The sequence below is a fragment of the Leekyejoonella antrihumi genome, assembly GCF_007845645.1.
In the GTDB taxonomy this organism is placed as follows: Bacteria; Actinomycetota; Actinomycetes; order Actinomycetales; family Dermatophilaceae; genus Leekyejoonella; species Leekyejoonella antrihumi.
Map to the genome: position 1 here is coordinate 1 of NZ_VCQV01000064.1, position 12,033 is coordinate 12,033.

The 12,033-nt window shown below is 63.5% G+C and carries 9 protein-coding genes and 1 pseudogene; 5 read left to right on the plus strand and 5 right to left on the minus strand.

Annotated features, from left to right (window positions below):
- Nucleotides 1-376: 376 nt before the first annotated feature.
- The 3 genes from FGL98_RS23715 to FGL98_RS23725 are packed head-to-tail and all read right to left on the minus strand — an operon-like array spanning nucleotide 377 to nucleotide 3,491.
- Complete coding sequence (locus FGL98_RS23715; RefSeq protein ID WP_186526358.1) at nucleotides 377-1,324, minus strand: glycine betaine ABC transporter substrate-binding protein; 948 nt, start codon at nucleotides 1,322-1,324, stop codon at nucleotides 377-379.
- Between the two features lie 38 nt (nucleotides 1,325-1,362).
- A complete protein-coding gene (locus FGL98_RS23720; RefSeq protein ID WP_146321166.1) occupies nucleotides 1,363-2,241 on the minus strand; it encodes an ABC transporter permease in 879 nt (292 codons plus the stop codon).
- Entirely contained in the window at nucleotides 2,238-3,491 is a 1,254-nt protein-coding gene (locus tag FGL98_RS23725) for a quaternary amine ABC transporter ATP-binding protein (RefSeq protein ID WP_146321168.1), read from the minus strand. Before FGL98_RS23725 ends, FGL98_RS23720 begins: the two co-directional genes overlap by 4 nt.
- A 779-nt stretch (nucleotides 3,492-4,270) precedes the next feature.
- Here FGL98_RS23725 and FGL98_RS23730 point away from each other — a divergent pair.
- The 4 genes from FGL98_RS23730 to FGL98_RS23745 all read left to right on the plus strand — a co-directional run bounded on the left by FGL98_RS23730 (nucleotide 4,271) and on the right by FGL98_RS23745 (nucleotide 9,069).
- The gene (locus tag FGL98_RS23730) at nucleotides 4,271-5,416 is read left to right on the plus strand and encodes an aromatic ring-hydroxylating dioxygenase subunit alpha (RefSeq protein ID WP_246136716.1); all 1,146 of its coding nucleotides are present in this window, start codon (nucleotides 4,271-4,273) and stop codon (nucleotides 5,414-5,416) included.
- The gene (locus FGL98_RS23735; RefSeq protein ID WP_246136717.1) at nucleotides 5,413-6,534 is read left to right on the plus strand and encodes an FAD-binding oxidoreductase; all 1,122 of its coding nucleotides are present in this window, start codon (nucleotides 5,413-5,415) and stop codon (nucleotides 6,532-6,534) included. Before FGL98_RS23730 ends, FGL98_RS23735 begins: the two co-directional genes overlap by 4 nt.
- 73 nt (nucleotides 6,535-6,607) lie before the next feature.
- On the plus strand, nucleotides 6,608-6,970 hold the full coding sequence (locus FGL98_RS23740) for a cupin domain-containing protein (RefSeq protein WP_222432388.1): 363 nt from the start codon (nucleotides 6,608-6,610) through the stop codon (nucleotides 6,968-6,970).
- A gap of 50 nt (nucleotides 6,971-7,020) precedes the next feature.
- A complete protein-coding gene (locus FGL98_RS23745) occupies nucleotides 7,021-9,069 on the plus strand; it encodes an NADH:flavin oxidoreductase (RefSeq protein ID WP_146321172.1) in 2,049 nt (682 codons plus the stop codon).
- 38 nt (nucleotides 9,070-9,107) lie between these two features.
- On the opposite strand, the gene FGL98_RS23750 is transcribed toward FGL98_RS23745, so the two are convergent.
- Nucleotides 9,108-10,025, minus strand: a complete 918-nt coding sequence (locus tag FGL98_RS23750; protein WP_146321174.1) for a LysR family transcriptional regulator — start codon at nucleotides 10,023-10,025, stop codon at nucleotides 9,108-9,110.
- Nucleotides 10,026-10,500: 475 nt separating this feature from the next.
- Between FGL98_RS23750 and FGL98_RS23755 the strand changes: the two genes are divergently transcribed.
- The gene (locus FGL98_RS23755) at nucleotides 10,501-11,682 is read left to right on the plus strand and encodes a tyrosine-type recombinase/integrase (RefSeq protein WP_246136718.1); all 1,182 of its coding nucleotides are present in this window, start codon (nucleotides 10,501-10,503) and stop codon (nucleotides 11,680-11,682) included.
- Nucleotides 11,683-11,711: 29 nt separating this feature from the next.
- On the opposite strand, the pseudogene FGL98_RS23760 reads toward FGL98_RS23755, so the two are convergent.
- Nucleotides 11,712-11,911: pseudogene (locus FGL98_RS23760) on the minus strand (transposase); the annotation flags it as partial.
- Nucleotides 11,912-12,033 lie beyond the last annotated feature (122 nt).

Consider the following 12,033-nt stretch of genomic DNA (forward strand, 5'->3'; position numbering starts at 1 on the left):
ACCGTCGAGGTCCTTGGTGATCAGTGAGCTTGGTCGCTTCTGATCCTGAGGACCTCGACCCTCACCTCACCGCATCACCAACCCCCGGCGTGTCGCCGTGCCCCACCTCAGGTACGGAGAGCCGGTGAAGGAGACCCTGGAGAAGCAGGTCCCGCACCCGTTCCGGCTCGGTCGCCTGGAGGGGTAGGCATCCCTGGCAGTGCACGTCGTCGACAGCCCGATGCTCAACGGTGAGGGCTCCGCCTCGACGGCGCCCTGCCCATGCCCCCACGTTGACCCTCCCGCCGAGTGGTGAACATAGCGCTGGAGTGGCGGAGAAACAAGTCTCGACACTCGAGGCACGTCCCCGCTAATCGGCGGATATACCGGGCGTCGCCTACATCATCGCGTTGACGAACGACTGGTGTGTCTTGGCCCAGGCCGCTACACCGGCGGCCGGGTTGTTCTTGTACTTCTGCAGCGCCACGTTCTCCAAGTCGGCCAGCTGTGCATCGGTCATCTTGAACTTTGCCAGCGCTGCATACACGTCAGGATGTGCGGTCTTGAAGCCTGTCTTTGCGATGACGTGGATCTTGTCGCCGGAACCCATGGACTTCTTCGGATCCTTCAGGTCCTTGATGGGGAAGGCCTTGTAGGCCCAGTGTGGGTGCCACAGTGTGACAACGATCGGCTGCTTGGCATCGATCGCCTTGGACAGCGCCGCGAGCATGGCCGCCGAAGAAGAGGTCTGGACGGTGAATCCACTGAGGCCGTAATCGTTGAGCACGTTGTTCTTGACGATGCCGGTCTCCCCGGCTCCAGGGTCGATGCCGGTGATGTGTCCGTTGAACAGGCTGGCCTTGCCCTTCAGGTCGGCGATCGAGTTGACATTTGTCATGTATTTCGGAACGGCGAGGTTGAGCGTGGCTTGGTCGTACCAGATACCGATGTCTTCGACCTTGTTGTGAATCTTCGCCCAGTAGGCCTTGTGGGTGGTGGGCAGCCAGGTGTCAAAGAAGACATCGACATTGCTGCTGCTGCCCTTGGAGATGCCGGCGAAGATCACGCCTATGTCCAGTGTCGGCAGCTTGACCTGATATCCCTTCTTTTGCAGGACGTACTGCCATAGGTAACTGACTGCCTCGTCCTCGGCCCACCCAGACGCGATCGGGATGGTCAGTGTCTTCGACGTCGACGCGGAGCCGGTATCCGAGTTGCCGGCGCTTGCCGTGCCGGTTGCGTCGCTTCCTGTGGTCTTGCTCGCACCGCAAGCGGCGATCAGACTGCTGGCCATGATCGCCACCGATGCCGCAGCAACGCTCTTGTATAGGTGCACTCGTTGCATTGGACCTCTCCTCATCTGGATGTGAACGTGCATGTCAGTTAGTTGCTCGCTGTTGCCTTCATCGCTCGCGAGACGGCCGATCGCGCGCCGACACCCGCGGTCGCTCGGTCCAGGAACATCGCCAGGATCACCACGGCCAGTCCACCTTCGAACGCCAGGGGGACCTGGAAGCTTGTCAGCCCCGTATAGACGTCCTCACCAAGTCCGCCGGCCCCGACCATGCCCGCGACGACCACCATTGACAGGACCAGCATGATCACCTGGTTGACGCCGGCCATGATGGTGGGCATGGCGAGAGGCAGCTCGATGCCCGTCAGGATCTTGCGGGGTGGTGCGCCGAATGCGTGGCCCGCCTCGACCATCTCTCGGTCGACCTGCGCAATCCCCAGCTGAGTCAACCGGACTCCGGGCGGCATCCCAAAGATGATGGTCGCGACCATGCCAGGGACGGCGCCGATCCCGAAGATGACGACGACCGGGACCAGATAGACGAAGACCGGCAGCGTCTGCATGAAATCCAGTACTGGTCGCACGATGTTCGCAGCCAGCGTGCTCCGAGCGGCCAGGATGCCTACCGGCACGGCGAGAATCAACGCCACCGTGGTGCAGATGATCACCAGTGAGAGTGACAGCATCGCGTCGTTCCACATCCGCACGCTCTGAATGACCAGCATCCCGATCACGGTGCCGATGCCCAGCTTCCAGCCGCTGGCCGCCCAGCCGACCAACCCGAGAATCACTGCCATGATCACCGGGGGCACTGCCAGCAGCCCACTGGAGATGTGGTCGTTCAGGAAGGTTCCGACATTCATGACGACGTCGAGCAGCGGGCCGAGATTGTGCTGGATCCATGTGACAATGTCGTTGAACCAGTTGCCGATCTGCAGCCGGGGCACAGTCGCATCGGCGAAACTCATGAGCGAACCTCCTGCGTCGCCGCGACATCCAGCCCTGGCTCGATGGACGTCGCACCCAGGGCCGTCTCCGGAGCATTGGTTCGGATCAGCGCATTGAGCAACGTCACCCGAGGAATGACCCCTAACAGTCGGCGTTCGTCGTCAACGACTGCCAAGGGTGCCTTGCTGATCGCAGAGTCCGAAAACAGGTCGGCCACGAACGTTTCGGCCGCCACACACGACACCTGCCCGTCGAGGATCCCGTCGATGGAGTCGCGGCGCTCGTCGACTGCTCTGGCGACGTCCGCCTCATACAGCACACCGCGCAGGTGCTTGTCGCGGTCGACGACAAAGAGTGAGTCCAACTGGTGCTCTCGCATCAGACGATGCGCCGCCCGAGGGCCTTGCTCGCTTCCGAGCAGGGCGACCGGCGGTTCCATCACCGACGAGGACGTCAGCACTCGGCTGCGGTCGACGTCCTCGGTGAATCGCGCAACGTAGTCGTTCGCCGGATTGGTCAGAATCTCCTCGGATGTCCCGATCTGCACAATGCGCCCGTCACGCATCATCGCGATCCGGTCACCGATGCGCATCGCTTCGTTCAGGTCATGGGTGATGAACAGCAGCGTCGTATGCAAACGGTGCTGCAGTTCGATCAGTTGATCCTGCATCTCACGGCGGATCAGTGGATCCAGCGCGCTGAAGGCTTCGTCCATCAACAAGATGTCGGTGTCCGCGGCGAGCGCGCGGGCAAGTCCGACCCGCTGCTGCATTCCGCCGGACAGCTGGGTGGGCAATTTGGCCTGCCAGCCCTCGAGCCCGCACATCTCCAGCGCCGTCATGGCCCGCGAGCGTCGCTCGTCCTTCGCCACGCCCTGGATCTTCAGCCCGTACGCCACATTGTCGAGCACCGTGCGATGCGGAAAGAGCGCGAAGTGCTGGAAGACCATACTGATGCGTTCACGACGCAACCGGCGCACATCCGTCGAGGACGCATGAGTGATGTCCTCGCCGTATATCTCCACCGAGCCGCTAGTCGGCTCCTGCAGTCCGTTGACCGCCCGGATGAGAGTGGACTTCCCGGAACCGGACAGACCCATCACGACGAACATCTCGCCCTCTTCGACCTCGAAGGATGCGTCGATCACCGCCGCAGTGAGCCCATCCTTAGCGAGGTCTTCCCGTGACTCACCACCCATAAGGCGGCCGACGCCAGGCTTGGTGTGCCGCCCGAAGATTTTGTAAATATTACTCGCCTTGATAGCGGGCATAATCACATACCTTTTCTGGCGGCGACTGCGAGAGGAGGATTATTCGTCAAAGGGGTCGAATGGCGGTACCGGCTCATATTAACAACCTTCGTCAAAGCATGTGGCTCGAACTCGAAATTCCATAATTCACCGCAACTGATGGGGTTGCCGTCACTTTGCCGACGCTGCTTCGGGCAACGCCTTAACGACCCACCTCTCGACGATCCCGGTCGCACTGGCGCCCGCACCTCATGCTTACGGCCGACGGATGAAGTATCCGGGGATCGTCACCTCGCATGCTCATGCCGAACGCCACAGAGCCGCGTGTTCCGTCGCCGATATTGACGTCGACACCCAGATTGTTGCCCATCATGCAACAATCTGCTTGGTTCACAACTATGCACGTGGCCTGCATCACTGTCAAGTGTCCGCATGGACTCCACGCGAGCGCGCAGCAACGCTGATCTGCGTGCTCGCGTGGAGTCCACGCGCGCCGCCGATCTGCTCGCCCACGCTTGCACGGACCAATCGGCAACGAATAGCGCACAGTTATCTGAAATAATGTGCTCTTATCCTCCACTGAGGACCGCAGTACCGTTGAGGAAGGTCAACTCGGACCTTAACTTCTTGATCGTCGCCCGGGCCCGAGCGCTCCATCGGCTTCATTATTGCTCTCGAAGGGAGACGCAATGACTGCGCAACTCAGTTTGCCCTCAATTCGTGATCTGGTCGCGAGTCGTAGGACTGGACACAGCCTGGATGGCTGGTTCTATACCAGTCAGGACATTCATGACTTGGACATGTCGGCGATCTTCACGAGCCATTGGCTCTTCGTTGCCTCCGTGGCAGAGATCCCTGAGCCCGGCGACTATGTGACCGTAGATCTTGGCCTCTACTCAGTGATCCTCATCCGCGGTGACGGGGGCGAGGTGCAAGCGCTTCACAACGTCTGCCGACATCGCGGCTCGAAGGTGCTGAACGACACGTCGGGATCGGTCGGCAACATCGTCTGTGGCTACCACAAGTGGACCTATGCGACAGACGGCTCCCTCCTCCATGCCGAGTCGCCGGCCAAGGACTTCGACGCCTCGTGCTTCGGGCTCAAGCCGGTGCACCTGAAGAATGCCGGCGGACTGCTCTTCATCTGCCTCGCGGACGAGCCGCCCGCTGACTTCGACGAAGTGGCCGCGACCGTCGAGCCCTACCTCGCGGTGCACGACATCGCCCACACGAAGGTGGCGGCCCAGATCGACATTATCGAGGAGGGCAACTGGAAACTGGTGATGGAGAACAACAGGGAGTGCTACCACTGCGATGGCCATCCCCAGCTAATCTGCTCGCTCTTCCCGCTGTATGGATATTCGGAAGAGGATGTGACCAAGCGGCTCCGGCCGGTGCTGCACCGCTATCAGGCGGCCGAGGCACAGCTGCGGGAGACGTGCGCAGCGCATGCCATCCCGGTCGCCGTCCATGAGGAGCTGGACACCCGGGTGAGCGGCTACCGCATCGCACGGTTGCCCCTGGATGGCGCGGGTGAGTCCTTCAGCCAGGACGGACGCTCGATCTGCCGCAAACTGCTCGGCACGGCCCCGACGGCGCGGCTTGGACACCTGGCCCTGCACTTGCAGCCAAACTCGTGGTTCCACTTCCTCGGCGACCACGCGGTGACGTTCTCAGTGCTTCCGTTGGGGCCGTCGAAGTCCCTGTTGCGCACGACCTGGTTAGTGCATGAGGACGCCGTAGAAGGTGAGGACTACGACCTCGCGGAGCTGACTCGGGTCTGGCAGGCCACGAACACTCAGGATGTCACCTTCGTCGCTCGCACCCAGCTTGGTGTGACCAACCCGAGGTATGAAGGTGGCCCATACTCGCCCACCGAGTACCAGGTGGAGGCCTTCGTCAACTGGTACATCAAGCGACTTGAGCACCACCTGCAGGCGTCGTGAGTACGCTCACCTACCCTCCGCCTCTCGAGCTGGCCTCCGCGTTCGCGGAGCTCGGAGGTGACCGACCGGAGTGGGATGACCAGCAGGACTCGACCCTGGTGTGCGCGCAGGTCAGGCAGGTGACCCATGATGTCAAGACGTTCATCCTGCGAGCCCGTGGGCCACGCGTATTCCGCTACGAGCCGGGACAGTTCGTCACTCTCACGGTCGGCATCAACGGTCAGGACATCAGCCGCTGCTACACGATCTCCTCACCGCCGACCCGGCCAAACTTCATTGCGATAACGGTCAAGAGGCAGCACGGCGGAGTGATGTCAAACTGGATGCACGACCATGTCCGTGCGGGCACAGAGCTGAGGGTGCAAGGACCGCTCGGCACGTTCACACTCTCGCGGTATCCCTCGGCGAAGTACCTCTTTCTCTCGGGCGGCAGCGGCATCACACCGTTGATGTCCATGACCCGAGCGCTCTATGACCTCGCTGCCGACACCGATGTGCTCTTCGTGCACAGCGCTCGGACACCATCGGACATCATCTTCCGAGCCGAGCTCTCGGGAATAGCCGGTGTCTACCCCGGCCTGCGAGTTACCCACATCTGCGAGAGCGACTCGCCCGGCGAGTCCTGGCCAGGGCTGCGTGGGCGACTCGACCAATACATGCTGCAAACGCTGGCCCCGGACCTGCAGGAACGTGAGGTCTTCACCTGTGGGCCCGCCCCATACATGGCCGCCGTGCGCGACTTGGCCGGCATCAACCCGCTGCGCTACCACGAGGAGAGCTTCGATTTCGACGACCTGCCAGGGCAGCGAGCCGATGCTCGAGACGATCAGCTGACTCCGGGCTCGGCCCCAGTCACAACGTATGCCGTGGAGTTCACCCGAAGCGCGCGCACGATCCGTTGCGGCGCAGACGAGACGATCCTTGATGCAGCACTAGACGCCGGGATGCACCTTCCGTTCTCGTGCACCGAAGGCATGTGCGGGACCTGCAAGTGCACTCTGACCGAAGGCTCGGTCGACATGCACCACAATGGCGGAATTCGTCCGCGGGAGATAGCGCAGAACAAGATACTGCCCTGCTGCTCAATGCCATTGACCGATCTGGTGATTGACGCGTGAGCACCAGATCGCTGCCGACAGATCAGTCGGCCTGCCACAAACCACGCTTCACCATCATGAAAGGCCAACCTTGATGTCCAATGACACAGTTTCCGCTCCCAGCATGGCGCTGCTCCGCACCTCGGACACGCCGACACTGGAGGACTGGGGCCCCTGCCTGAAGGCAACCGGCGAGCAGATGAACACGTCCGGCACCATCCTCTGGCAGGGCGAGGGAGACGCACAGACCGGCGTCTGGGAATGCACTGCGGGCCCATCGCGCTGGCTGCTGGACACGAACGAGTTCGTGCACATCGTCGCCGGATCGATGACGATCACCCCAGATGATGGATCGCCCGCGCTGGTAGGCCCCGGCGACACGTTCTTCGTCCCGAAGGGATGGAGCGGCACCTGGGACATCCACGAGACGGTGCGCAAGCTCTACGTCATCTTCTGACTCGCGAGCGCCACGACCGTCTTCGGGCGACGATGTGAAGGGAGACCTGAATGAGCTTGCAGGCCATCGACCCACTGCTGCAGCCCTATGAGTTGAAGCAGTTGCGACTGCGCAACCGTGTCGTCAGCACGTCCCACGAGCCGGCCTTCGGCGAGGAGGGTATGCCGAAGGACCGGTACCGCCTCTACCACGTCGAGAAGGCGCGAGGCGGCGTCGGCCTGACCATGATCGGTGGTTCGGCGGTCGTGTCACCGGACAGCCCACCATCCTTCGGGAACCTGCTGTTGTACCGAGACGAGATCGTCCCGTGGCTGCGACGACTCACCGATGACGTGCATGAGGCGGGCGCTGCCGTGATGTGCCAGGTCACCCACCTGGGCCGTCGAACGAGCAACTTCACCGCGGACTGGTTGCCGCTGGTGTCCGCGTCGGCTGTGCGTGAACCGGCCCACCGCTCGTTTCCGAAGGCTGCGGAGGACTGGGACCTGGATCGCATCGTGCGGGACTATGCGGACGCGGCAGTGCGGTGCCAGGAGGGTGGCCTGGATGGGATCGAGATCGAGTCGTACGGTCACTTGTTCGATAGTTTCCTGTCACCGGCCACAAATACGCGCGGCGACCATTGGGGCGGCACGCTGGAGCATCGCATGGCGTTCCCGCGCCGTGTGATCCAGGCGGTTCGGGCCGCGGTCGGACCCGACTTCATCGTGGGCCTTCGAATGAGCATGGACGAGGACCGCGTGGACGGCCTCTCGGCTGCCGACGCGATGATCGCGGCGAAGCAGTACGTCTCCGACGGCATCGACTTCATGAGCACGATCAAGGGCACGATCGACAGCGATGAGACTCTCTCCCAGGTGATCCCGTCGATGGGGGCGCCGTCCGCCCCGTTCCTGGAGTTCACCGCCGGCATCCGACGAGAGCTCGGCATCCCGGTGATGCACGCCGCCCGGATCGCCGACGTGGCGACCGCGCGGTATGCGGTCCGGGAAGGTCTGGTCGATCTGATCGGGATGACACGGGCACAGATCGCCGATCCGCACCTGGTGCGCAAGATCGCCGCCGGGCAAGAGGATCGCATCCGCCCTTGTGTCGGGGCGAGTTATTGCCTGGACTCGATCTACGAGGGTGGCGACACCAAGTGCATCCACAATGCCACCACCGGACGAGAGCAGAACTTCTCGCACGAGCTGTCCCCCACGTGCGGCCCGGTCAAGACAGCGGTCGTCGTCGGCGCGGGGCCCGCCGGGTTGGAAGCGGCCAGAGTTCTTGGTGGCCGGGGACATCGGGTCGTGGTGCTCGAGGCAAACAGCTCCCCCGGCGGGCAGGTACGGCTGTCGGCAGCGTCCCCTCGGCGGCGAGACATGATAGGGATCATCGATTGGCGGGTCTCTGAGGCCAAGGAGTATGGCGTGGACCTGCGGCTGGGTGCCTACGCGGAGGCCGGGGACGTGCTCGCCGAGCATCCGGACCTCGTGATCATTGCCACGGGAGGCCTACCGAATCGCTCCTTCCTGCAGGAGGGCGCCGACCTGGTCTCCGATACCTGGGACGTGATGGACGGCTCACTGCGGCCCGCCGGTGAGGTGCTGATCTACGACAACAACGGCGGCTATCCGGCGATGGACGCGGCCGAGGTGCTGGCCACTGGAGGTGCCCGGGTCGAGATCGTCACGCCTGAGCGTGCGCTTGCCCCCGACGTGGGCAGCATGAACTCCCCCGCCTACCTCAAGGTGTTTGCCGAGCAGGATGTGCAGGTCACGCTCGCCTACCAGCTGCGAGCAGTAGAACGAACCAAGAACGGGCGACTGACTGTCAGATTGTTCAGTCAGTATGCGGGCAAAGAGGTCGAGCGGGTGGTCGACCACGTGGTGGTGGAGCACGGCACGCTTCCTGTCGACGACCTCTACTTCGATCTGGTCGCCGGGTCGACCAACCTCGGTGAGGTCGACCAGGGTGAGTTGCTGCAGGTGCAGCCTCAGACCATTAACCGCAACCCTGCTGGCTCCTATCAGCTATTCCGCATCGGTGACGCCGTGACGAGTCGCAACACGCATGCGGCGATCTACGACGCCCTCCGCCTGTGCACCCCGATCTAGCAGTAGGCGGCCGGAGTCATGCCGATTGCCGAACCGTCCTACTCACCGTGGATCTGCCGGCGATGCGAGACTTCGTCGAGCGCTGCGAGCGCAGCCGCAACAGCAGGTTGCCCGCGACTGCCGCTGCGGATCGCGGTGAGCAGGTGGCGAGACGGCGTTGGATCACCGCGCAGCGCAATCCGGCGGATCGGGTATCCGGCTGGCAAGCGTGCCAGCCGTGGCACGAGAGCAACGCCAAGCCCCGCCCCGACGAGCGCCGCGCCGGTGTCCCACTCGGCAGCCTCATGCGCAACCAGCGGAGCGAAGCCGGCTGCGGCACACGCAGTCATCACAAGCTGATGGTGTGGACGGCCGGGGCGATCGAGGATCCAAGGCTGGTTGGCGGTGTCACTGAGCCGCATGGACCGCTCTCCGGCGAACTGGCTGTCCGCCGCAACAAGTAGATCGAGCGGATCGTCCAGGAGGGCTCGCTGCTCAAACCGGGGATCGCTCATCGGTGGAAGTGATGAAGTGGCCACAACGACGGCGACGTCTGCCTGATCGCAGAGCAGCAGCCTGAAGCACTCGTCCGGATCAGCCTCGATGATGCGCACGCTCAAGTGCGGCCGTTGCGCCGCGAGCGTAGTGGCTACAAAGGGCAACAGCGCCGCTGCGGCGGTCGAGAACCCGCACAGACGCATAGAGCCCGGTTGATCACCGGAACTGGAGTCGAGCTCGGCACGCAGTTCTTCCCAGGTCGCGAACAGCTTGTTCGACCCGGTGAGCAGCGCGCGCCCAGCCTCAGTGAAGCGAACGCCCCTGCCATCCCGCACGAGCAGCGTCACGCCGAGCTCGGAGGCAAGGGTGCGAAGCTGCTGGGACACTGCTGAGGGTGTGTAGTTCAACGCCTCGGCAACCGCCGTGACCGTACCGTACTCCGCCAGGAGGCGCAGCACCTGAAGCCGATGGTCGATCATTCGTCCACGTTATCCGACAGCCTGCAGAATGTGGCCTCTCCTTGAAAGTCTGCCTCGGTGGAGGTGCTTTTCGCCGCGACGATCATTGAAGGACAGCGCGCACACCGCCGCCGCGTACCGGGCCGACTCGGCCCCAGGACTCCCGACATGATGCGACTGTCTATGGGCTCTTCGTACCTGAGGTGGGGCACGGGCGATCTGCACGTAGTGGCTCGTGCAGCAATCTTTGGCGTACCGCTGGATGATTCGCAGGTACCTGCCTGGGCGCAGCAAAACGTTGGTCGGGCTGACAGGATTTGAACTTGTTTATTGGCCAAATCCGAGCGGCCGGAAAGTCGGCGAATTCTGCCCAAAGTTGTATGATGACAGCCAGTTACGTCGATCTGTCGAGGGACACTGATGGACGCCGATGGACGCAAATGGCCAATCGTTCTTGCACGATAGTTGCACGGAACGTGCACGAGGAGGCGTCACAGTGCGACAACCTGAGCAACCCGAGGCGGCCGCAGTTCACCCTCCCGCACGTCGCGCGGGAGGCAACCACTCCGGTCGGCGTCGCAGTTTTGGCACCCTTCGCCGGCTGCCCTCGCGCCGCTACCAGGCCGGCTACCTGGGGCCTGACGGTAGGCGTCATGTTGCCCCCACCACGTTCCAGACCAAGGGGGACGCGGAGGCCTGGCTCAGTCTTCAGCTGGCCGCGATGACGGAGGGACGTTGGCGTCCTGCTCCGTCCTCCCCCGCGCCGTGTCCGACGTTCGGTGTCTACGCGCGCCAGTGGTTGACCGGTCGTGAGCTCAAGCCCCGCACTCGTGCGGAGTACGCGCGGATGATCGTCACTCTGATCGACGTCTTCGGCGACACTCCACTTGATGCGATCACTGCCGAGCAGGTCAGGTCGTGGCACGTGGCCATGGGCCCGGCTCATCCCACCGCCCGGGCGCACACCTACTCGCTGTTGCGCACCATCTTGAACACCGCTGTTGAGGAAGAGGTTCTGTCAAGTAACCCGTGCCGTATCCGCGGGGCGGGGAGGCCGCCGGGCCGTCACGGCATGCGCCCGGCGACGCTCGAGGAGCTGACGCAGATCGCGCAGGCGATGCCCGACCGGTACCGCCTGATGGTGCACCTGGCCGCCTGGTGCGCCCTGCGGTTCGGGGAGCTGACCGAACTTCGGCGCAAGGACATCGATCTGCGGCAGCAGGTCATCCGCGTTCGGCGCGGCGTGACCTGGCCCGGCGGTCAGGCTCAGGTCGGAACCCCCAAGTCCACGGCCAGCATCCGTGATGTGAGTATCCCGCCCCACCTCATGCCGGCGATCCGCCACCACCTCGCCTCGTACGCACAGAGCGGATCGGACGGCTTGCTATTCCCCAACACCGACGGCCACCACATGCACCACGGCAGCCTCTACAAGGTCTACAGACCTGCACGGGCGGCCGCAGGACGACCCGACCTGCGATGGCACGATCTGCGCCACACCGGTGCAACGCTCGCCGCGCACGCGGGGGCCACCACCCGCGAACTCATGGACCGACTCGGACACTCCACCTCGACCATGGCCATGCGCTACCAGCACATCGCCGACGACCGTCCGGCCGAAATCGCACGGCGCCTCACAGCACTCGCCGAGCAGCCGAACGAGCCTGCCATTCAATGAAGTCAGAGCCGCTAGATTCCGAAACTGGGCGACTTGGACAGGCCGGTGATGCCGAGGGTCTGCACGAGCCGGTCCATCCGGCGCGTGGATACACCGAGCAGGTATTCCCCCGTACGCTGCGCTACAACGGGGGGACCCCCAGGTTGGCCACCACGGACGTCAGGGCCGCCTCGGCTCGCTTGCGACGTTCCAGCAGCCACTCGGGAAAGTAGGTGCCCTCGCGCAGCTTCAGGACTCTGGACATGGTGCGATAGTTTTTGCGGGGCTATCGGCGGGTTTTGATCTCGTAGCGTAGGACGAGGTCGGTGTCGGGGTACACGGTTTTGGTGGCGGTCAGGTGCTCGCACAGCT